Below are 20,481 nucleotides of genomic sequence, written 5' to 3' on the forward strand. Positions count from 1 at the left end.
CTCTCTTATTTATTCAAAAAGCGCCTCAAAGGTCGAAGCAGGAAGAACAGACTCTCCCCCTATTACATAATACTTTCCAGTTTCATGCGCATAGCCTGAAACTGTATCAATCGTGGTCTGCTTAGGGCTCATAGGGTTGGTCAAAATTATTGGATTGCCATTTATTCCGGCAAAAGCTGACCCCGCCAAGGCATCCGGGAAGTTTTGACCGGTTGCAATAAAGACTGTTGACATATTTACGCTATCTAAATTGTGAAAATAATTAATAATCTCGCTATTCGTTTCGTAACGGTTGGCTCCGCTTAATCTCTTAGCACTCGGAAACGATTTAGCAACCTTATCGCTAACAATTGATTTTCCACCGATAATAAATGTTTGATTTTCAATGGTCTTTTTGTATTCCTGCAAGGCAGGCGGGATGGAATCAGATTTCGTTAGCAGAATTGGCATACCAATCCATGAAGCAATAGGTGCAATGGATAATGCATCAGCGTAGCTGTTTCCGTTAACAACTACAGCCAGCTCAGTCAGACCAAGCTCTTTAGCGACATTTACTGATGTCTCATACCGATCCTTGCCACTAATTCGCTTGACGTTTTTTATCCCCAAACTTTTCAATTCTTTCTCCACATTCGGTGAAACCACATATCCGCCCCCTACGATCGTCGCAGATCTTGCGTTTAGTCGAACAATTTCATCCTTCACGCTATCAGGCAAAGATTTTGCTTTTGTTAATAAAAGCGGTGCTTGATGTTTGTAAGCCAGTGGTGTTGCGCTCAGTGCATCCGGATAATCTCCTCCTGCAGCAATGATCACATGTTCAGAGCTTTTCCATCCCTCAGCAGAGACCTTAACAGATGTTTCGTATCGGTCTTTTCCGCTAATTCTTTCAAACAGCTCATCTTCTCCGTCGTACTCATCAGCAAAGTTGATCGCGTTATAAGCATCTAATCTTCCCCACCCTGATACAAGATCATATCCTGCCACTGGTTCCGAAGAGTAGTACGGGTCCTCCGGATCAAAAGGCTGGTATGGATTATCACTTTCTTCAAAGGCAATATCCTGAGCACTTCTTGTGAGAATGGATTCAATATCACCAGGAAGCAATTCGGGATTATGAGAAAGCAACAGCCCTGCGACAGCAGCCACATGCGGAGTTGCCATCGATGTACCGCTTTGGTAAACAACATTGCCATCCGGCATTAAACTTGGTACCTCGGATCCCGGTGCTACCAAATCAAGACCTTCTCCATAGTTTGAATAATCCGCCACGATATCCATTCTGTTCGTTGATCCGACAGCAATGGCATATTTAGATGAGGCCGGATAAGAAACTTCTTCGTATGCTTCATTTCCACTTGCAGCCACAATGGTTACGTTGCGGTCGTTAGCATATTTTAATGCATATTCGATGACCCGGCTGTAAGGTCCGCCAAGGCTCATATTCAGTACTTGTGCGCCTTGATCAACCGCATATTTAATACCGTATGCAATTTGTTCTGTGTCGCCTCCTCCAGAAGCGTCAAGAACCTTCACTGGCATGATATCTGCATATGGATTAATTCCAGCCATTGAATAATGATTATCAGTCGCTGCAGCAATAATTCCCGCGACATGAGTTCCATGTCCGTAGTCATCCATTGCATCCCTATTTCTGCCAACGAAATTGTAGCCTGATTCCGTTTGAACGCTGTCACTCAGATCAGCAAGTGTATGATCTACTCCTGTATCAAGAACCGCAATTACTGTATTTGTAAGCTCTTTGCCTTCAAGTAAATCCCGAAGCTCCGTATAGTTGATATCTGCATCTGCTACACCCTGAACAGCTCCGTCATTTTCAAGCGACCACTGGTAGGCGTAAAGTGCATCCGCTGTAAAAGCCTGATACTGCTGAACCGGCTCCACAAAATCTACTTCAGGAAGCTTGTCCAATTTTGCAGCAGTGGATTTCATCGATTGAGCAGAAGCCTGAAAAGAGGAAGACGCTTCTACTTCAAGCACGAACATATTTGGAAAAACGGACTCGTCCGCTGCCAGCGGTTCAATCGATTGAACACCATAGGATTTTGTTTTAGATTGAATGCTGCTGATTTTCTTCCCGTCTTTCAGTTTTACAATAAGACGATTGTCATCTGGTTTAGCAGTTGAGTAGCCGCCTTTTGATAAAATGGAAGAAACGGTTTGATTCGTCAAATTAGAAACGCCAATCCCCGTACCTGCTTTCTGAATTTCTTCTTTTAAAAACTCAGGAACGGAATCCAGCGCAGTGGAATAAAGGCCGTTGATTGAAGCCTGATCCTCTTTTGTAATTTTATAGGTGCTTGCACTTCCATTTGCAGCTATGTCTTTAAATAATGGTTTTAACTGCACCAGGTTGTTGAAAACGTCATCTCTTACTGTTTTGCTCAGCACCATTTTTGTACTGATAAATGGGGCAGCTTTATAGTAAACGGCAGACAAATCTTTTCCTTTATCTGTTTGGGAGAGGACCTCTTCACGGATTGTGCGCAAATCGGATAATATTCCTTTTCCTTCTTCTCTTTGATCCACAGCCAGTTCGACCGTGCATTCCTCACCAATTATGTCATCTGATGGAGCAAGTGTAATTCCATCGTAGCCGATCGTATAAGGACCGCCTGAAATTTCAATGAGTTCTCCGTTTTCGTCTTCATAATATTCGGTTCCATATGATTCTACTTTTATGTAGTAGGGGCCTGTCCAGGCAATAGGAAAGTCAATAATTGCCGGTTCATCCATGTAGGAATAGTTCATATAGCGGTCAAATGCCCTGTTATCTACGGCGTTTTCAATACTTGAGTACACCGTAATGTTTAACTCTTGCTCTGATTGAAGTTTTACACGAAAATGAGTAAACTCCTCAATGTCCATTTCCGACGGGTCAATCGTATACCAATGAACGATTTCTCCTTCTTCAAAACCAGCCTCCACCGGCTCACCCAGCGTTAATGTTTCTTCCTCATTAGGCACCATCACTTCCGCATTGACCTCCATCAAGCTTAACTGACTGAAAAAAAGTGAAAGGATTAAAAAACCAGACAAAAAACCGCTGACCAATTTCCTGTTCATTTACACCCCCCATAAATTCATAATATTTACATTTCTATTAAAGCATAGTTTAAGAGAAACTGGCAATCTCTTCTAATGCGTTTTCATTCTCATTTTCTCTTTATTTTTCAAACACTAAAAAGCAGGACTTTTGGCTCTATGCTATCCACATTTTCTATGTAGCCAGGATGGTTTTCAATCTGTTTTCGCTACGGTGTCCTTTTTTGTCCGCCGCTACGATATAGGAGGTGAAAGGAGGTGATTGACTATGGCAGTTAGCAACGTCAGTGATGTAAAGCTTCGTTTGGTTTTCGAGGACGGTTTAAAGCCAAACGGATCACCCGTTTTAAAACGAAAAACACTTAGCCGTATCCGCTTCACAGCAACACCTGACCAGCTTCACAACACCGCTCAGGCACTTTCTTCTCTGTGCAGCTACTCACTTTTGGACACAGAGCGAGTGGAAACATCCGGAATCCATCCGTTTTAATAGCTAATTAGAAAGAAAGGAGGCGAAAACATGAGTAAATCACTGGAACTTCAATTTCAAACAGCTGGAGGAGCAACATCCACGCTGTCAATTGATTCTCCCATCGAGCCCATCGATCCGGCTGCTGTCAAATCAGTAATGGAAAGCATCATTGCTGAAGACGCATTCGTCACCCCAACAGGCGGACTTGTCTCTATTATCGGCGCACGCGTTGTAGCCAGAGACGTTGAAGACGTGGAGATGGCATAGGCATTATCGATTTTTTAAAAGCGGTCAGCGAACAGCTGACTGCTTTTTTTATAAGTAGACCCTAGAAAGGAGTGAACCAAAATGGATGAGTGGATTAAGCTAATTAGTGAAGTAGGATTTCCGATTGTGGTAACCCTTTATTTACTGCACCGGATTGAAGCTAAACTCGAAGCAGTGATTCAGTCCATACACGGCCTCACCGAACGAGCAGGATAAAAAAAGAGGAGCTTATCCTGTAAATGGGATAGCTCCTCTTTCCTTTTACAAACGCTATTCAAATGTTCCTTTCACAACCGCTTCTCCGTTTTTAACCATAACTTGTCCAAGAGAAATGACGGTATCAATCTCAAGTGTGTCTTTGTCGAGCAGCACAAGATCCGCAGCTTTTCCTTCTTTGATCTGCCCTTTTTGAGAAAGCTTAAGAATTGCTGCAGGATTTTCAGTAATCACGCGTACAGCATCTTCTATGGCTACACCTTCTTCTAAAATAGCATCCCGCACTTCAGGATAAAGCGTGGTTACTTTGCCAAGCTGAAGACCTAAAAATTCTCCCTGATCATTAAAGTCCGGAAGACTTGCCTGTCCGTCAGAAGTAAACGTAATCAAAGACCCATCCACACCTTGCTCAAGCATCCTTTTCAGCGCCATGCTGCACTTTACTTCGCCTTCTTCAAAAAACTTAGGGATTGAGCTCGTCGTAAAGTCCACGTATCCTCCTTTTTTCGCATAAGCAATACCTGCTTCAAATAAGTGAGGATTCCGGTTTATATGAGTAGGATAAAACTGTTTGATCGGAATATCGGTCGTCTCCACAACTTTTTCAATCACATCCAAATGATCGAAGCTGTCTCCCACATGCACATTGACAATACCCGCTTTTCCGGAAAGCATTCCCCCAATCCGGGCAGCTGAAGCAATTTTCGCAAGCTCTTCCACCGTAGGCTGTGAAGACCGGTGATCTGCAATCGCAATTTCACCGGCACCAATAATCCGGTCAATTAAAATCAAATCATCCTCAATCGTACCTGTCAGCGTTTTAACCGGCACTTGATAGGACCCTGTGTGCGCATAGCAGGTGATGCCTTCTTCTTCAAGCCCTCTGGCTTTGGCCACCAAACTTGCCATCGTACGAGTTGTGCCGTCCGTTCCAATCACACCCACAAGAGTGGTCACTCCGCCGAGCGTAGCATCTGTAAGCTGCAGTTCAGGCGTTCTTGTTTTATAGCTGCCTTCCCCGCCGCCCATAATATGAACATGCGAATCAATAAAGCCGGGCACGACTATTTTTCCTTCAGCATCTATCTCCTCAATCTCTACAAAACCTTCCGGCCGCTCGATCTTATCACCAATAAACCCAATCTTTCCATCCACCAGCAGCAAATCCTTCCTGCCAAGCGGATGCGGCGCATACACATCGCCATTTCGAATCAACTTCAACATTTCAGCAGCCTCCTTTCTATTTACAACCTGAGTTTCTTTATCACACTAAAGGGGTCTGGCCCCTTGATCAAAGTAAAGCGTTCCATTAAAGAAGGGGCCAGACCCCTTTACCACTTTAATTCACTAAAAGTTAATCAACGTAGCTATCACAATAAATAGTGAAGCCAACGCAATCAACAGCAGCATGAATTTCCAAATAAAACGGGCCCATGTGCCCCAATCAAGCCTCGCTGCTCCAAGCGTTCCAAGTAAAGCGGCAGAAGTCGGCACAATAATATTCGTCAACCCATCGCCCAGTTGAAAAGCAAGCACAGCTACTTGACGTGAAACTCCTGCAATATCCGCCAGAGGCGCCATTAAAGGCATAGTTAATGCTGCTTGTCCCGAGCCGGATACTACAAAGAAATTAAAGACGGACTGGAAAGCATACATAAACCATGCTGACAGCGTTTCAGGGAAATCCCCAATCACTTGTCCAGCACCAAAAAGCATAGTGTTTAGGACAGAAGGTGAATCCGGGCTGTCGCCTCCAAGAATAATGACTATCCCTTTGGCCATTCCAACAATTAAAGCGGCCGGCAGCAAATCCTTCGCTCCCTCTACAAATCCTTCAGCAATGTCATCAACCTTCATATTATTCAGTTTAAACACAACAGCAATCAAACCGGACACTAAACCAATGGTGAAAAACTGCGACGCAATTTCCGGAATATAATACGCATTCTCAATGACGCCCCAAATAATCCAGCCAATTCCTAGTATTAATGTCAGGATCACCAGGCTGTGGCCAAGTGTGAATTTCGCGTCGAGGTCCTGTAATTCTGATTGTTTCCTAAAGTACGAATCCGTATCATACGAAAGAGATTTTTTAGGATCCTTTTTAATTCTTGCAGCATAACGCCATGTGAAGATGATTCGATTATGGTAAATACAGCCCACATGGCAATTCGAAAAGGTGCACCAGACAGCACCGGAACATCAGATACTCCCTGAGCAATCGCGACACTAAATGGATTCATCCACGAAGTGGCAAACCCTACCTGAGTCGCTACATATGTAATCATGACCCCTGTTATCGCGTCATACCCAAGGGCGACCATTAATGGAACAAGAATAATAGCAAAAGCAATTGCTTCCTCACCCATGCCAAACACGGCTCCGCCAAGCGAAAACAAGAAAAACATAATCGGAACAATCAGAATCTCTTTTCCTTTTGTTTTATCAATCACACTTAATATTCCCTGTTCAATTGCTTTTGTGCGCAGGATAATCCCAAACGCTCCACCAATAATCAAGATAAAAGCCACAACCCCCACGGCTGATCCCCATTTATCTCCTGAAACGAGACCTTCAAACACGTAGTTTAAAAACCCGGCCTCTCCTCCAGCTTCAAACAGCTTCGTGCCTTCACGAACCTGATTACCTTCATTATCGGTGACAATTGAAAAGCTATCCGGAATCAGCACTGTCCGTGAAGATTCCTCTCCCCCCTGGCTATAGGTGACCTCTTCTGTCTCAAACTGCCCGACCGGCACTAAATAAGTGAGCAGTGCGGCAAGAACCACAACCCCAAATACAATCACAAACGTATGCGGCACCTTCCATGCGACTTTTTCCTTCTTATCCTTTTTCACATTCCTTCCTCCCTTTTTTTGAATATTGAATACAATCACCGATCTATCTTCCCATACCCCTTTTGTTTTCTCAAGGTGATGAGGTAACGCAATAAAGCAGAGAAGGGGCCAGGCCCCTTCTCTGCTTTACATTTGAAACGCACGAAAGGGGTCAGACCCCATTTCTTATTTGTTCTTTTTTTCAAATTCCAGCATCCATTGCTTACGGGAAATACCGCCTCCATAACCGCCAAGTTCCCCGTTGAGCCGGATGACGCGGTGGCAAGGAATGATAATAGCCAGTTGGTTTGCTCCGTTTGCGAGGGCTACTGCTCGAAAGGCCGTCGGTTTTTCCAAAGCCGCAGCAATATCAAAATAAGATTGAGTCTCTCCATATGGAATCTCACACAGTTTTCCCCATACCCTTTTTTGAAAATCTGATCCCAGTAAGTGGACAGGAGTTTTAAACTCCGTAAGCTTCCCACCATAATAAGCTTGAAGCTCTTTTTCGATAGACTGCAGGATCTCGTTACTGCCGGGAATAACCGCTGATTTTGTTTTGGTTCTTAGCTTTTCCACTTCCCGTTCAAGTCCCCGTCTGTCCACAAATTCAAGCAGCCATAAAGCTTCTTCATCGGCAATGGCGATCATGGAACCCAGCTTTGTGTCGATCCAGGAAGCTTTCAGGATTTTAGTTTCTTCTGCCAAAGCAGGAGGAGCTCCCATAATTCTTGAGAAGGCATCCCGAAAGCCACTGCCCGATTCGTAGCCTGCAGCAAGCTGTGCTTCTATCACGGCATCCCCTGAACGTATCTGCTTCACCGCAATCCCTATTCTTCTTGACCTGGCATACTCCACAAACGTCATTCCAAAGCGTTTTTTAAATTGACGTCTTGCGGTAGATTCATCAATCGACATTTCTTTGAAATGATAACTTTTCCATCGTTTTTCAGGACTTTTTTCTACTGCTTCAACAAGTCTTGTGACCACTTCAGACACTTGATTGGGATGCGACAGCGGACGGCATCTTTTACAGGGACGAAAAGAGGCGAGCAGCGCATCTTTTGCAGTAAGATAAAATTCACAGTTTTCAAATTTAGGCTTTCTCGCAGGACAGGTTGGGCGGCAAAAAACGCCGGTTGTTTTAACCCCGACATAAAAAATACCCTCATACTCACTATTTTTTTGGATCAATGCCTGATAAAACTCGATTTTTCTTTCCAAAGCCTCCATGGAATTCCCTCGCTTTCGCAAAAAACGGTTTTCTTTTTACTTTACCGTATCTTACAAACGGACATCGCCAAAAATCAGGCATTGATTTTTAAAATTATTCCGGCTGTGCGGCCGATTTTCCTATATCAATGATCCGCTCAGCCACAGAAGTCATTTCTTTACTGTCTTCCTCATTATCACATGAAGCCCATTCAAACACTCTTTCTCCGCTATTGATCGATACTTCGAGCTTGTATGTTTGATCATCATTGGGATCACAGGAAGTCGACAACGTCTTTTCTTCTAAGTAATTGGCAAACACAAGCTCTTTGTAAATTTCATTTAAATGCTCAGTTGAAAGCTGAAAGTCACTCGTTCCTTTTTCGGTATCCTCCAGCTTTTCTATCCATTCTTTCCTTGCCGAATTCAATTTATAGTGTGGACTGTCAAGTGAAACGGCAAAATAATCCTGCTCTTCTGTGTTATAAGATACCGTCAGTAATTCTATATCACCTTCACCGGAACAGTCCATCAGATAATAAGTCGTCTCTGCACCGGTCTCGTTCATCTTAATGGAGTCACACTCGTGTTCGTAGACGTTTCCGCTGCCAAAGGAGTCATAGGTCGTATCAAGGGTATAGTTCAATTTCTGACTGTATTCAAGCTGAGAAATGATTGGATCTCCCTCTGTGGTATATTGGATAAGTTTGATTGAGCTCTTTTCACCCGCCTGTACATGTTCTGTGAACCTGCTGAGCAGGTCGATATTTTCAATAGATCCATGGGTTTCAATTACATCCTTCTCCTTGTTGATGTCGGCATCGCCAGGCCGCTCCCTCTCATTTTCTGACGAACATGCAGATAGCATCAAAACGATTAACGTGAAAAGAAACGTTTGGAATTTCATCCTACACCCCCTTATCCATAAGACGGGAACGGTGATAGAACGTTACATAAAACATTGCGCCACGAGTCTATCCCCTGATCTCCTGGGAGGCATCCTCATTAATTTTTATTTATGGTATATAACTTTTACTCTAATATAAACGTTAGATAAGAGAAATTTAATAAGGAGTGAGACAGATGTTCAGAGTAGGCAGTATTTTCATACCAGTGACCAACCTTGACCAATCTAAAAAATGGTACCAGAAGAATTTAGGAGTGTCGGTGATCGATGAGTGGGAATTTGGTGATGACAAAGGACTTGGAATGTACTTCCCAAATAGTCCGACACAACTCGGACTCGTTAAGGTAGAAAAACCGCAGCCCATGGAATTTACGATAAGAGGAAAGAAAAAAAACGTCTACTTTAATTTTGTTGTAGAGGACATTGAAACCGTGCACCGTGACCTTATAGCAAATGGGGTCACTACTACTGAAATAGAAGACTTCGGCGGAATGAAAGGCTTTGAATTTTTTGATCCTGACGGCAATCCGTTTAGCGTCGTAAGCGAAGAAGAAAACTCTCCATTTCACTCTGATCAAATTAAAGAAAAACAACAGCGCGGATGAGGTAGTGCTTTAAACCATAAAAGGGGTCTGACCCCATCGATGCGTCACCGCACTGATGGGGTCAGACCCCTTTTTAAGTGTTAAGCATTTTTCTTCGCTTTTGAAGGTGCTGCTCGTTTTTTAGGGGCAGGTTTTTTCTTTTTGGTTTTGTCTACAGATGCCTGAAGCGCAGCCATGAGTTCCGTTACGTTGGCTGAGGTGGTTGGCTGCTTGCGCTCAATTGCTGTGACGGTTTTTTTGCCTGTTTTCTTTTGTTCGATCAGCTCCATTAAGGCAGTCCTGTAGTCGTCTGTATACTTATCAGGATCAAATTCCGTGGTGAGCTGGTCGATCAGCAGTAAAGCCGTATCGAGTTCTTTTTGGACGATTTTTGCGTCTTCCGGTACATTTGGTACGTCCTTTGAGCTGCGGACCTCGTCCGGAAAATGGATGGTTTCCATGATGAGGGTTTCAATGTAGACCCTTACTACAGCAAGCTGTTCTTTCGAGCGGATGATTATCTTGGCTACGCCGATTTTGCCTGACTCCTCCAATGCTTTTTTCAAAAGGGAATACGCTTTTCCTCCTCCAGTATCGGGCGCCATAAAATAGCTTTTCTCAAAATAAATGGGATCGATTTCTTCCAATTTTACAAAGTCGATGATTTCAACTGCTTTGTCTTCATTTTCTTTTTTCAGCTGTTCCAGATCTTCTTCATCCAGCACGACAAATTTATTTTTCGCGTACTCGTACGCTTTGACAATATCTTCATTTTTCACTTCCTGGTCACAGCCGGAGCAGACCTTTTGATAATTGATCGGTGTATGGCACTCTTTGTGGAGCTGTCTTAGTTTAATATCTTTGTTTTCAGTAGCGGTGTGAAGTTTAACCGGAATATTGACCAGTCCAAATGAAATGCTTCCTTTCCAAACGGTATGCATGTTTTTCACCTGCTTGTTTTTTTCTTACTATGGAGGTTTTTAGGCCATATTATGTATGAAGTTTTGATCTTCATCAAAACCTACTTAAAAACGACAAGGCGGTGTAACTGTGAAACCGATGCTCGTTACCTCTGCTTCGAAGGTTCAAAAGGGTTCTGACTGGCTGTATGAATGCAAATATGACGGCTTTCGCTGCCTGCTGACGTGGGAGGAGAAGACACCAAGACTTTTCAGCCGCAATGAAAAGGAGCTGAGTGACAGGTTTCCTGAAGTGATTACATTCTGCGAGGAGAGGTATGAAGCCGTAAAACCTTTTCTACCCCTCTTGCTTGACGGTGAAATAGTCCATCTGGTCAATTCCTTTAAAAGTGAATTTTCAGTCGTTCAAACGCGCGGACGGATGAAAACGGCATCTGCGATCCAAAAGCATGCCCGTGCCTTTCCGTGTCTATTTGCTGCGTTTGACCTTATTGGCATCAGCGGAAAGTCCCTTTCTTCCTCACCGTTTGAAAAACGAAAAGAAAGGATGCACACTCTTTTTTCCGAGCTGTTTCTTCCAGTAACGGTGCAGGTAAACCAAAAGGAAAAGATTCAATGTGTAGAAACCTTCAGTCATTATGAAACGGTGAAAAAGCTTGTTGTGAAACACTATGGAGAGGGGATTATAGCTAAACGTAAAACAAGTAAATGGGAAAGCGGAAAACGCAGTACGGATTGGCTAAAAGAAAAAAACTGGCGAACGATAACCGTCTTTCTCACGCAGTGGGACAAAAATAATGGTTATTTTACCGGTGCAGTGATGAAAAATGAAGATCTGCTTGAGATTGTTCATTTTCGCCACGGCCTGGAACCAGAACACGAAACAACCTTGCAGGAGCTTTTCAAGTCCCGGGGACATAAACAGTCGACCACCATCTTTACGCTCCCCCCCTCCATTTGCGTTAATATTGACTGCATCGATTTTGACGGGAAGCATGTCAGAGAACCCCGCTTTCATTCATTTAATTTTGAAATAGAGCCGGATGACTGCACGTGGGAATCCATTCACCGCCAGCTGCTGCCCATCCCTGAACGAGTTACAGTGACTCATCCCGAAAAACCGGTGTGGCTGGACTTAGGCCTTACAAAGGATGATTATCTTCTTTACCTTCAGCTTGCATCGTCTGTGCTCCTTCCTCTATTAGAGGACAGACTTTTAACGGTCATTCGCTATCCGCATGGAGCGGGGGATGAACGGTTTTATCAAAAAAACTGCCCTGATTATGCACCGGATTTTGTGAAAACGAAAAAAGAAGAAGATATTGACTATATTTTGTGCAACGACCTGGACACTCTTCTGTGGCTTGGCAATCAGCTTGCCTTGGAATTTCATATCCCTTTTGGAACCATTCATTCAAACAAACCATCAGAAATTGTTTTTGACCTTGATCCTCCTTCAGTCAATGAATTTTCCTTAGCCGTTGAAGCGGCTGTTCGAATGAAAGCGATCTTTGATTCATTTGAAATGGTTTCCTATGTAAAAACGTCAGGGGGAAAAGGTTTGCAGATTTATCTTCCTCTGCCTAAGGATACATTTACCTATCAGGAAACAAGACAGTTCACCTCATTTGTTTGTCAATTTTTACTCGAACAGGAGCCGGAGTGGTTTACGATCGAACGGCTGAAAAAAAACCGCGGCAATAAACTTTATCTGGATTATCTCCAGCACGATGAGGGCAAAACCATTATTGCCCCCTACTCACCAAGAGGAAATCCTCAAGGGCTTATTGCTGCCCCGCTTTACTGGGATGAAGTCACGCTAAAACTGAGGCCGGAGCAATTTCCGCTTCCGGCTGTCCTTGAGCGTTTAAAAAAAGTGGGTGACCCCTTCCGTGACATGCAGGATTATGTAAATGAAGTGCCTTTTCGATCCATTCTTGCTCAGCTAAGAGAATTAACAAAAAAATGACTTTATGAACGATTCATAAGGTCATTTTTTACGTTCATTTATCAAACACCTTGTTTTCAGCCCTGATTTCCCTGCTCCTGCCGGCGGTACAAATCCAGGAACCCTTTTACATTGTAGGTTGCAAGTATCACCGAATCCAGCTTCTGCACTTCCAGATTGTGCGGCTTTAATTGCCCTTCAAGCCAGGGCAGATCTTTATTAATATAGTGCAAATTATTCTTTTGAACAGATCCATCTATGATCAATGGAATCGGAAGGTAGGTCGGTGAGAGGTCAAGCTGTAAATCACTTCCCTGAAGCGGACGGGCCTTCTCAGTTGGTATAAAGCTGATTTCTCCTGTCTGCTCCATCGTCGCCCGGGCAATTTCATTCACTTCAGTATAGCCGTCGATCCTCATTTGGGCTAAAAGCTCCTCTACCTCAATCCGTTCTTTTTTCAATCCATCTATTTTTATCTTCCCTTGATCAATTAAGATAGTTGGTGTTGGGGTAATCCACCGTTTAAAAAAGTTAAACAATTCCAGATAGCTGTAGAGGATATAAAACAGGACGATCAGGAGGGAGTACCAGATGGCTGTACCGATTTTCCCGCTCACAATCGGTTCAGAAATGGTGGTACCGAGGATCATGACAATCATTAAATCAATTCCGGACATTTCACTTGCTGCTTTTTTTCCCATCCCTCTCATACAAAGGTAGGCAACCACAAAAACGATAAATGGAATAAACAAATAGTCTGTTAAAAAGTTCATGCCCCATCACCCCGTATTAACCACATAGTTGCTGTTAGTATGACCCGACGTGTGAGAAATACACCTTGAATTAATCCCCTTAGAGAGTATATTTTTTTCTTTCTTCACAAAACCTAACAAGGTGTTTTCGAGGGGGTGAAGAAGTGAAAAACAGCCGCTACGGTATTCATGAAATCGTGGATCTGCGAGAGCTCTTGAATTTCAAATGGTCCTGCTTAGATGAAGCAAAACAGCGAGTTAAGGTGATTGAAAATAAGGAGTTAAAATCTCTGGCTGAGGAATCCATCGGGCAGTTGACTGCTTCGATCAATAAAATGAATGAATTTATTTCAGCATCTGCCGTCAGAATGCAGCAGTGAGGAGGAACAAACATGGAAAAAGAACTGAGCAAAGCCGATCATGCCATAGCGGCAGATATGCTGTTTGAAGTAAAAGCATCCATTAAAGATCTGGCTGCTGCCATTACAGAATCTGCAACAGAGGAAATTCATCAGTTTTTGGCAGCCGAATTAAAACTGGCCATCTCTCATCATGAAAAAATCTATTCATTTTTACAGGACAGAGGGATTTACGACGCCTACAACGTTCCAGATCAGCTGAAAAAAGATGTACATTACGCAGAACGAACCTTGCAGTCACATGAGTAAGGAAAAAAGTGAGGTGTTTTCAATGAATGAAACTTTAGGAATACATGAATCGCTCGAAATCCATGAATTGCTGACGTTTAAGAGCCTATGTCTAACTAAATCCTCAGTGATGCAGGGGTTGGTGTCTGACCCCCTTTTAAAAGAACTGATGCAGCAGGACGTGACGATGTCTATCCGGCAAATTGAAGAGCTCCGAAAACATTTACAGTAAAGGAGGCATGGAGATGAATTCACTTTTTGAAAAACTGTCCGGCATGTCCCCTATGACGGATCAGGTCATTGCGACAGACATGCTGATTGCTGCTAAAACAGGTGTCAAAACCTATGCCCTTGCCATTACAGAAACAGCCTCCCCTGTCATACGGGCTGTGCTGAGCAAACAGCTTGAAGAAGAAATCAAATTCCATTATGAACTGACTAATTATATGATTGACAGTGGGTATTACTATCCTCATAACACTTCGGCACAGTTTAAAACGGACCAGAAAATGATGGACGCTGCCTTAGAAATCGGCTATAAGCAGGATCAGACACATTAAATCCGATGTAAATTAAAAATCCCTGTTCCTGTAAACGGAACAAGGATTTTTGTCATTAGCAATCTTTTTGGTTTCTTTTTGCTTTTGCTTGTTCTGCGTTCATTTCAGTGCCAAATTCTGTTTCATACTGCTCATTGTTCGCATTTTTGCGTTGAGCATCTTGATTTTTGTTGCGTTGCGGCTGTTGTTTGTTTTCGTTTTGGTTGTTTTGTTTGTTCATCAGGTCTCACCTCCACCTTGGTAATATAACCAAATGAGTTGAGAATTATAAGCGGATAAATCAAGAGCATTTTGATAGTTGTTTACCGCTGATTTTTTTCTCTTTTCCATAAAAAGAACCTACTCTGAGCGGAATTCCTTAACTTTAACGCAGCCATCCCTGTAAGAGAATTTTATTCAAACTCTCAATTCCTTTAAAATACACTCTATTGCTCTTCTAAGTGATCGTTTAATTTTTGCATACATACACTCCACGAAGGAATCTTGTCTCCCTCCCAGCTGATGTAGTTCAATTCATCAGCGAGCTTCCCCGAGGCTTTCATTGCTTTCAGGTGGGAGCCATGATTCCTGAATGCACGCATATTGTCCACTGACTCCCAGGCTGTCAATGTCCAGTAAGTGCAGTAATCTTCACTCTTGTAGGCAGCTGAAATAATCCCCGGTGCTTTATTCAGCTGCCGGATGGACTTGTATGTATACCAGCTGAACTTTGGGATCTTACTTATTCCTTTTAAATGGAGTCTCGTTACGGTAATGTACAAGTTTGCTCCTCCTTCATTTGTTATTTAACCAGTGGTCAATAAAGTGTAAAAAAGAAGAGAGCTTACTCTGTTTGTCAGCTCTCTCTGCATTGCAGCGCTTTTAAAATAAACTTTGCGTGTACTTTCGCAGCTTCCTCCGCTTCTTTAAAATCAGCTGTAAATCCACTATAGTAGGACACGAAACCCTGCAAGGATAAAAAAGCTGACCAGATTTCGTTGACCTTGACGCCCCTTGGAGATAAAGTGCCCACAGCCTGAGCGAAGTTCTGATAGCTTGCAAGTGCCGCAGCCTCGGATTGGGTATCTGACACACTGTTTCGAATCGTAAACATCATGTCAAACTGGCTTTGATGATTTAGCCCAAACTCAATAAAGCGCAGCAGGATGTTATAGAGACGAACTGTATCGTCCCCCTCTTCCCGAAGGGTGCGTTCAAGCACTTGATTTAATGTGGAGAAATCTTCTTCAACGATAGCATTAAATAACTCAGCTTTGTTTTTGAAGTGATAATAAAGAGCTCCGTGCGTGCAGCCGAGATCTTTTGCAATTTCTCTCATGGAAACAAGAGTAAAGTCTTTTTCAATAAATTGAATACGTGCTGTTTGAATAATTCTGTCCTTTGTCAGCTCATCAGATGATTTTTTTCGTGGGGACATGGGGAGGACTCCTTTATTGACCATTGGTTAATAATAGTATATCCTCTGCGAGCCTCTTAGGCAATACAAAAAAGTCCACAGGGCACATTCCCTGCAGACTTTCATTAATCAAGCTTCCCAATATATCTTTTCGCGTCTGTAATTTCATCTTCATCCGTTAAATGAGCAATCGATTTATCAGCCAGCTTTGAGTATTCTGATGTGTATCCTGTCGTACTGGCGATATCCTGAAGGATCTCATAAAATCTTCTGCGATCCAGCCGGTGCAGGTATTGATAGTTAAAACCCTTCACAATATATTCGACAAAACTCCAAACAGAATCATGATCCCGTTCTTTCACACCGCGGGCGATCGCTCCCATGACAGCGAGCAGTTCAATGGTAACGACCGTGTTTTGTCCGGCATACTGTCGGATGGAGGCAAAGGAAATATGCAGATAATCATCAAAGTCCAGGCTTTTTATAATTACACGCAGATTTTGTTCGTCATCAACTAAATAGGACGTAAAGCATTCATTCTGCGAAATATTAATCAGCAAATCCCCAAGCTGATACAGTGTTCCGGAGGCCGTCCTTGGGTCATCGTTGCCGAGTGCCCGAATCGCAATTTCCACAAATTTATTTAAGCTGTATTCGATATCGTGAAGCTCCCGCTGTTTTTTTCCTATATGAAACATGTTGATATACTTTTCTGTGTCTAATTCTTCTGTACTGTCCTTCGTTTTCCAATAGGTTAATACCGGAGAGTACGCAAATATGAAATTATCCACCTTATGCTCAAGACGAACCAAAATACCATCCTGCTGTGCCTGTTCAAATAATTCCCTGAAATTGATGGACTGCAGATAACCGGATTCCTTTAGCAGAATCGGCATTCCTTTCTCTTTTGGCAGTTGTTCTTCAACTTTTGCACCAGCTTCTAACTGGTTCACATCAAGTTCGCTTACAGCTGATTTACCAATAATTCTGATCGACTCATTTTTCATATCAATGGTCATGTTTGTAATTTGCAGCCAGTTAATGATGTGATTGACAAAAACGACAAACGCGCCTAATGAAAAGACCGCCAGAAAAGTTGCTGTGACCGGAATAAAGAAATAGCTTGTTTCTTCCGTAAGAAATAAGAGACAAAGGATTACATAAAGAAAACTTCCAATAAAAATCCCCAAGGTCCGCTGCGTTTTTTTCGTCACCATGAAATTCCTCAAAATTCTTGGGGAAAACATGCTTGAAAAGGTGGTCAGTGCCGTCAGCACTCCATAAAAAGTAAAAGAAGTAAGAGAGAGCAGCCCCGTCGTCAGAGAGCTCAAGATCGTCATAGTCAGCTGATAGTCCGGCTGAACAAGAGGCATCCTGCTTCCGTAATTCTGCCATAAATCGAGCCACACCGTGAGCGTAAACAGCAGAAGGGAAACGACTGTATATTTTAATGGCGTCATCCATAGATTTGAATACTTATAAAGCCATTTTTCTTCTTTCGGCATCTGCCTGTACCATTTTATATTTTCCTTTAATTGAGACCCCATAATATGTTCACTTCCTTTATCTCTGTTAAATTCAAGTCACCTTTTACTACCCTTTCCTCTGAACGCTATAACTGAAAATCCAAAATTTATTGAAATTGACATAAAAAAAAGGCTGAGACATATGTGTCCCAAACCTCTTGTAAACAATTTTTATGCTTCAGCTTAACGGTTCCTTTCCTCTGCAAACAGTTTTACAGTGCCGGCCAAAATTCCCGATAACGCAACCCTTTTTTTCAATGCCTTACGAGGTTCCCATTTAGGGTTAAATGCTTTCGGCGGTAAACACTGAGCACTACACCAATGAGCAGGGCATTGAACAGAGTCGGCATTAGCCCATAGCTGATAAAGGGCAGTGCCATAGAAGTAAGCGGTAAAAACCCAAGGACCATCCCCACGTTATAGACCAATTGAACGGCATACATCGTCATGCTGCCTGCGAGTAAAAGCCTGCCAAATGAATCCTTCAGCTGCCGCGAAATAACAATCATTCTGATCGCAATGAACGACAATATCAGCAAAAGAGCGATTGCGAATGCATATCCGAAATAATAGGTGAGGCTGACGAATACAAAATCCGTGTGCGCCGCATTAAGAAACTCCTTGCTTCCTTCAGCCCCAAACCAGCCTGCCTGCGAAAGAAGCTCCTGCAGATGAAGGTAGAGATAGCCCCCTTCTTCAGCATAAGCCTCGGGGTTTAAGTAGCCCATGATCCGGCTCAGCTGATAGTCGTCTGCAGTGAACCAGAATGCGAACATACCCATCACCACCACACTAAGAGGTAAAACGCTTATCCACACTACTTTTTTCTTTGCCATGGAACTGAACCAGGCCATCATGAAGACCATTGCCATATAAAGAAAAAGCGAGTGAAGATTAGGAATTTGCAGGAAGAAATAGATAGGAACGATAGTTAAAATACCAAGCTGCCAGAGTCGCATTGATTGGTGATGAAAAAATGCTGCCCAAGCAATTAAAAGAAAAGGAAGGGCCATCAGTGCTTCAATAGTCAAAGGACCGACTTCAATAAAGAACTGTCCGTTTACAATCCTATTTGGAAAAGTACCGATCATAAATAAAAGGAAATTACCGAATATGTAAAACATCCACCCTTTTTTCATGAGCTTCCGGTAGTCCATTACCATTAATCCAATGGCAGCCAAGATCCCAAGAATCACAAAAATCACACGATAAAGGAGAAAATGGTCCATATCCATAAAGCCCTCTGTACCAAGAGAGAAGATGGGCAGGAATCCCAGCACCAACGCAGCTCCAAGCAGACACAGAAGAACCCAGTCCACCCTTGGACGGTGAAGGTGGTTCATTTCCCTGCCTAGCTTACCCGGACTTCCCATCCCTCCTACAGCCTTGTCCTCCGCTTCCTTTTCACTCAGCCCTTTGTCCATCCAGGTCTGCGATGTTTTTCTTAAGTGCTGATCCAACTCTGCCTTCACGAAAGCTTTTACTTCTTTAGATTTAATATGATGCATGACCTCTTTTAAAAATTGATCTCCTTTTTCACTCATCCTTCTTCACTCCTGTATCAGGCCTTTTAGAACGGCAGCTCTCTTTAGAGGCGTTTCCTCCGCTTTTTGCACAATTCTTCTTCCTTTTTGACTCAGCTGATAGTATTTATCTTCATTATCCCAAGAGGCCTGGATGATCTTTTTTTGTTCAAGAGAATGTAAAAAAATATACAAGAACCCTTCTCTGTTTTCAAATCGCTGCACTCCCCTGGATCGAAGCAGCTGCGTTAACTCAAACCCTGTTTTCTTTGTACTCAGCAGCTGCAGAACGGAAAAGTACGCATGGTCTTTCTCTTCTGACCCCTTGATTTTCTCATGGACCCCTTTGCGATGCTGGGCTGAAAAACTCAGCTGTCCTAATGCTGTATCTTCCATCGATTTTCGAAGCTTTTTCAGTCGATCTTCCATTGCTTTAACCCTCCCATCCTTGTTTCATGAGTTCCTTGGCTCTTCTGAGTCGTGTTTTCACTGTATTCTGCTTTACTTGAACCACTTCCGCGATTTCTTTAATCGACCGTTCTTCATAATAAAACAGAAAAATCACTTCCCTGTACACAATCGGCAGGTCCATCACAGCAGATAGGAGTCTTTCATCCTCGTCCTGTTTGATCACTTCCTGCTCAACGGTCTCTTTCGGAGTGCCTGAAAACACATAATCCTCTTCGGTTGCCCACACATTTTTGTAGTACCAGCTTTTCACATAATCCTTGCAGTGGTTAATCGCAATTCTCCACAACCAGGTGCGCAGGGCTGACTTCCCCTTATATGTATGAAGTGATTTGTAGCATTTCACAAAAATATCCTGCGTTAAATCCTCCGCCAGCTCTTTGTTTCGGACATAGGAATACACCAGCTTTAAAACATCCTGTCCGTAATGATTCATCAGATCATCAATCAGTATTTCTTTTTCTTCCGTTTCCATCATTGCTGCGCTTAGCTCTTCCACACTCGCTCCCCCTTTCACTACGTTAGACGAGGCACTATGCTGAAAAGTTTTTATTAAACGTAAAAAGAGTGGACAACCGCTTGTTATCCACATTTCAGGTATGTATTAAATTTTTTTAAAATGGTCATTTTTCACAGAGTCATGATGCTGCAGCTTTTTTCAAGATAGCAAAAACAAATTCCTCTTTCCCATCGGTATACACATCGCGATTAGGTGAAGTGCGTGCAAGCTCCCGTTTCAATTTTTCATACGCAAGACAGGCATCACGATTCGCTCGCAGGTAGTCACGGAAAGCCAGGTGGCGTTTTAACTCTTCATTATCCAGTGCACAGACATACAAATGGTGAGCCATCCATTCGGTGTTTTTTTCACTAAATGGAACAGTTGAATTTGCCCGTTTAAAGGCTTCACGCCCCTTAATTCCCTGATCCCCTTGGTGAGAATAGCCAAGCTCTGAAAGCTTTTCAATCACTTTTGGAAGGATTTCTCTATGGGAGATCACTACGTCAAGATCAATAATCGGTTTTGCACTTAAGCCCTCTACAGATGTGCTTCCTACATGCTCCACTCGCAAAATATAGTCTCCAAGGGAGTGCTCAAGTACTTTTTTTAGCTCCCGAAAAACGTTTTTCCACTCCGGGTTGTATTTTTTAATCGTAATTCCGTTTTCTTTCACTTTTC

23 protein-coding genes and 1 pseudogene are annotated in these 20,481 nt (G+C 42.9%); 9 read left to right on the forward strand and 15 right to left on the reverse strand.

The features are described from left to right. Nucleotides 1–9: 9 nt before the first annotated feature. Nucleotides 10–3,087 carry a cell wall-binding repeat-containing protein gene (locus ACQCT8_RS09360; RefSeq protein ID WP_426870432.1) on the reverse strand — a complete coding sequence of 1,026 codons (3,078 nt, stop codon included), beginning with the start codon at nt 3,085–3,087 and terminating at the stop codon, nt 10–12. Between the two features lie 247 nt (nt 3,088–3,334). Between ACQCT8_RS09360 and ACQCT8_RS09365 the strand changes: the two genes are divergently transcribed. The 3 genes from ACQCT8_RS09365 to ACQCT8_RS09375 all read left to right on the forward strand — a co-directional run bounded on the left by ACQCT8_RS09365 (nt 3,335) and on the right by ACQCT8_RS09375 (nt 4,021). Continuing rightward, entirely contained in the window at nt 3,335–3,556 is a 222-nt protein-coding gene (locus ACQCT8_RS09365; protein WP_426870434.1) for a DUF1659 domain-containing protein, read from the forward strand. Between the two features lie 30 nt (nt 3,557–3,586). Next, complete coding sequence (locus ACQCT8_RS09370; RefSeq protein ID WP_426870436.1) at nt 3,587–3,805, forward strand: DUF2922 domain-containing protein; 219 nt, start codon at nt 3,587–3,589, stop codon at nt 3,803–3,805. Between the two features lie 81 nt (nt 3,806–3,886). Next, nucleotides 3,887–4,021 (forward strand): YvrJ family protein, encoded by a 135-nt coding sequence (locus ACQCT8_RS09375; protein WP_278240696.1) that lies wholly within the window; start codon nt 3,887–3,889, stop codon nt 4,019–4,021. Nucleotides 4,022–4,075: 54 nt separating this feature from the next. On the opposite strand, the gene iadA is transcribed toward ACQCT8_RS09375, so the two are convergent. From iadA to ACQCT8_RS09395, 4 genes and pseudogenes are all read right to left on the reverse strand, one after another. Then, complete coding sequence (gene iadA, locus ACQCT8_RS09380; RefSeq protein WP_426870438.1) at nt 4,076–5,245, reverse strand: beta-aspartyl-peptidase; 1,170 nt, start codon at nt 5,243–5,245, stop codon at nt 4,076–4,078. A 123-nt stretch (nt 5,246–5,368) separates the two neighbouring features. Beyond that, nucleotides 5,369–6,918 (reverse strand): annotated as a pseudogene (gene yfcC / locus ACQCT8_RS09385) (putative basic amino acid antiporter YfcC). A gap of 126 nt (nt 6,919–7,044) precedes the next feature. Beyond that, complete coding sequence (locus ACQCT8_RS09390; protein WP_426870440.1) at nt 7,045–8,091, reverse strand: bifunctional transcriptional activator/DNA repair enzyme AdaA; 1,047 nt, start codon at nt 8,089–8,091, stop codon at nt 7,045–7,047. Nucleotides 8,092–8,185: 94 nt separating this feature from the next. Next, entirely contained in the window at nt 8,186–8,977 is a 792-nt protein-coding gene (locus tag ACQCT8_RS09395) for a DUF4362 domain-containing protein (RefSeq protein ID WP_426870442.1), read from the reverse strand. 176 nt (nt 8,978–9,153) lie between these two features. Here ACQCT8_RS09395 and ACQCT8_RS09400 point away from each other — a divergent pair, with 176 nt between their 5' ends. After that, a complete protein-coding gene (locus ACQCT8_RS09400; RefSeq protein WP_426870444.1) occupies nt 9,154–9,582 on the forward strand; it encodes a VOC family protein in 429 nt (142 codons plus the stop codon). An 80-nt stretch (nt 9,583–9,662) separates the two neighbouring features. On the opposite strand, the gene ACQCT8_RS09405 is transcribed toward ACQCT8_RS09400, so the two are convergent. Continuing rightward, a complete protein-coding gene (locus ACQCT8_RS09405; protein WP_426870446.1) occupies nt 9,663–10,502 on the reverse strand; it encodes a Ku protein in 840 nt (279 codons plus the stop codon). Between the two features lie 109 nt (nt 10,503–10,611). Here ACQCT8_RS09405 and ACQCT8_RS09410 point away from each other — a divergent pair, with 109 nt between their 5' ends. Then, nucleotides 10,612–12,450, forward strand: a complete 1,839-nt coding sequence (locus ACQCT8_RS09410) for a DNA ligase D (RefSeq protein ID WP_426870448.1) — start codon at nt 10,612–10,614, stop codon at nt 12,448–12,450. Nucleotides 12,451–12,506: 56 nt separating this feature from the next. Here ACQCT8_RS09410 and ACQCT8_RS09415 read toward each other — a convergent pair whose 3' ends face one another. Then, a complete protein-coding gene (locus ACQCT8_RS09415) occupies nt 12,507–13,202 on the reverse strand; it encodes a DUF421 domain-containing protein (protein ID WP_426870450.1) in 696 nt (231 codons plus the stop codon). 143 nt (nt 13,203–13,345) lie between these two features. On the opposite strand from ACQCT8_RS09415, the gene ACQCT8_RS09420 reads away from it, so the two are divergent. Genes ACQCT8_RS09420 through ACQCT8_RS09435 form a run of 4 tightly spaced genes read left to right on the forward strand, consistent with a single transcriptional unit; the run spans nt 13,346 to nt 14,388 of the window. Continuing rightward, nucleotides 13,346–13,561 carry a hypothetical protein gene (locus ACQCT8_RS09420; RefSeq protein ID WP_426870452.1) on the forward strand — a complete coding sequence of 72 codons (216 nt, stop codon included), beginning with the start codon at nt 13,346–13,348 and terminating at the stop codon, nt 13,559–13,561. Between the two features lie 12 nt (nt 13,562–13,573). Continuing rightward, nucleotides 13,574–13,849 (forward strand): spore coat protein, encoded by a 276-nt coding sequence (locus ACQCT8_RS09425; protein WP_426870454.1) that lies wholly within the window; start codon nt 13,574–13,576, stop codon nt 13,847–13,849. 22 nt (nt 13,850–13,871) lie between these two features. Then, the gene (locus ACQCT8_RS09430) at nt 13,872–14,060 is read left to right on the forward strand and encodes a hypothetical protein (RefSeq protein ID WP_426870456.1); all 189 of its coding nucleotides are present in this window, start codon (nt 13,872–13,874) and stop codon (nt 14,058–14,060) included. Nucleotides 14,061–14,073: 13 nt separating this feature from the next. Next, nucleotides 14,074–14,388, forward strand: a complete 315-nt coding sequence (locus ACQCT8_RS09435; protein WP_426870458.1) for a spore coat protein — start codon at nt 14,074–14,076, stop codon at nt 14,386–14,388. 55 nt (nt 14,389–14,443) lie between these two features. Here the strand turns inward: ACQCT8_RS09435 and ACQCT8_RS09440 are convergent, their stop codons facing one another. From ACQCT8_RS09440 to ACQCT8_RS09475, 8 genes are all read right to left on the reverse strand, one after another. After that, complete coding sequence (locus ACQCT8_RS09440) at nt 14,444–14,608, reverse strand: hypothetical protein (RefSeq protein ID WP_426870460.1); 165 nt, start codon at nt 14,606–14,608, stop codon at nt 14,444–14,446. Between the two features lie 205 nt (nt 14,609–14,813). Beyond that, complete coding sequence (locus ACQCT8_RS09445) at nt 14,814–15,149, reverse strand: hypothetical protein (RefSeq protein WP_426870462.1); 336 nt, start codon at nt 15,147–15,149, stop codon at nt 14,814–14,816. A 74-nt stretch (nt 15,150–15,223) separates the two neighbouring features. Next, entirely contained in the window at nt 15,224–15,805 is a 582-nt protein-coding gene (locus ACQCT8_RS09450; protein ID WP_426870464.1) for a TetR/AcrR family transcriptional regulator, read from the reverse strand. A gap of 104 nt (nt 15,806–15,909) precedes the next feature. Beyond that, nucleotides 15,910–17,331 (reverse strand): DUF2254 domain-containing protein, encoded by a 1,422-nt coding sequence (locus ACQCT8_RS09455; RefSeq protein WP_426870466.1) that lies wholly within the window; start codon nt 17,329–17,331, stop codon nt 15,910–15,912. A gap of 233 nt (nt 17,332–17,564) precedes the next feature. After that, nucleotides 17,565–18,854 (reverse strand): FtsW/RodA/SpoVE family cell cycle protein, encoded by a 1,290-nt coding sequence (locus ACQCT8_RS09460; protein WP_426870468.1) that lies wholly within the window; start codon nt 18,852–18,854, stop codon nt 17,565–17,567. A 6-nt stretch (nt 18,855–18,860) separates the two neighbouring features. Further along, on the reverse strand, nt 18,861–19,262 hold the full coding sequence (locus ACQCT8_RS09465; protein ID WP_426870470.1) for a PadR family transcriptional regulator: 402 nt from the start codon (nt 19,260–19,262) through the stop codon (nt 18,861–18,863). 4 nt (nt 19,263–19,266) lie between these two features. Beyond that, complete coding sequence (locus tag ACQCT8_RS09470) at nt 19,267–19,800, reverse strand: sigma-70 family RNA polymerase sigma factor (RefSeq protein ID WP_426870472.1); 534 nt, start codon at nt 19,798–19,800, stop codon at nt 19,267–19,269. A gap of 139 nt (nt 19,801–19,939) precedes the next feature. After that, entirely contained in the window at nt 19,940–20,476 is a 537-nt protein-coding gene (locus ACQCT8_RS09475) for a GrpB family protein (RefSeq protein ID WP_426870474.1), read from the reverse strand. Nucleotides 20,477–20,481: the final 5 nt, after the last annotated feature.

The sequence above is a fragment of the Jeotgalibacillus proteolyticus genome (assembly GCF_050107735.1).
In the GTDB taxonomy this organism is placed as follows: domain Bacteria; phylum Bacillota; class Bacilli; order Bacillales; family Jeotgalibacillaceae; genus Jeotgalibacillus; species Jeotgalibacillus proteolyticus_A.

Bases quoted from the DNA above. Each gene is read 5' to 3' on its own strand.
- ACQCT8_RS09435 (WP_426870458.1), top strand. From the start codon at position 14,074: ATGAATTCACTTTTTGAAAAACTGTCCGGCATGTCCCCTATGACGGAT.
- ACQCT8_RS09430 (WP_426870456.1), top strand. From the start codon at position 13,872: ATGAATGAAACTTTAGGAATACATGAATCGCTCGAAATCCATGAATTG.
- iadA (WP_426870438.1), bottom strand. From the start codon at position 5,245: ATGTTGAAGTTGATTCGAAATGGCGATGTGTATGCGCCGCATCCGCTT.
- ACQCT8_RS09400 (WP_426870444.1), top strand. From the start codon at position 9,154: ATGTTCAGAGTAGGCAGTATTTTCATACCAGTGACCAACCTTGACCAA.
- ACQCT8_RS09460 (WP_426870468.1), bottom strand. From the start codon at position 18,854: ATGAGTGAAAAAGGAGATCAATTTTTAAAAGAGGTCATGCATCATATT.
- ACQCT8_RS09365 (WP_426870434.1), top strand. From the start codon at position 3,335: ATGGCAGTTAGCAACGTCAGTGATGTAAAGCTTCGTTTGGTTTTCGAG.
- ACQCT8_RS09440 (WP_426870460.1), bottom strand. From the start codon at position 14,608: ATGAACAAACAAAACAACCAAAACGAAAACAAACAACAGCCGCAACGC.
- ACQCT8_RS09360 (WP_426870432.1), bottom strand. From the start codon at position 3,087: ATGAACAGGAAATTGGTCAGCGGTTTTTTGTCTGGTTTTTTAATCCTT.
- ACQCT8_RS09405 (WP_426870446.1), bottom strand. From the start codon at position 10,502: ATGCATACCGTTTGGAAAGGAAGCATTTCATTTGGACTGGTCAATATT.
- ACQCT8_RS09390 (WP_426870440.1), bottom strand. From the start codon at position 8,091: ATGGAGGCTTTGGAAAGAAAAATCGAGTTTTATCAGGCATTGATCCAA.
- ACQCT8_RS09425 (WP_426870454.1), top strand. From the start codon at position 13,574: ATGGAAAAAGAACTGAGCAAAGCCGATCATGCCATAGCGGCAGATATG.
- ACQCT8_RS09370 (WP_426870436.1), top strand. From the start codon at position 3,587: ATGAGTAAATCACTGGAACTTCAATTTCAAACAGCTGGAGGAGCAACA.
- ACQCT8_RS09450 (WP_426870464.1), bottom strand. From the start codon at position 15,805: ATGTCCCCACGAAAAAAATCATCTGATGAGCTGACAAAGGACAGAATT.
- ACQCT8_RS09375 (WP_278240696.1), top strand. From the start codon at position 3,887: ATGGATGAGTGGATTAAGCTAATTAGTGAAGTAGGATTTCCGATTGTG.
- ACQCT8_RS09415 (WP_426870450.1), bottom strand. From the start codon at position 13,202: ATGAACTTTTTAACAGACTATTTGTTTATTCCATTTATCGTTTTTGTG.
- ACQCT8_RS09455 (WP_426870466.1), bottom strand. From the start codon at position 17,331: ATGGGGTCTCAATTAAAGGAAAATATAAAATGGTACAGGCAGATGCCG.
- ACQCT8_RS09395 (WP_426870442.1), bottom strand. From the start codon at position 8,977: ATGAAATTCCAAACGTTTCTTTTCACGTTAATCGTTTTGATGCTATCT.
- ACQCT8_RS09465 (WP_426870470.1), bottom strand. From the start codon at position 19,262: ATGGAAGATCGACTGAAAAAGCTTCGAAAATCGATGGAAGATACAGCA.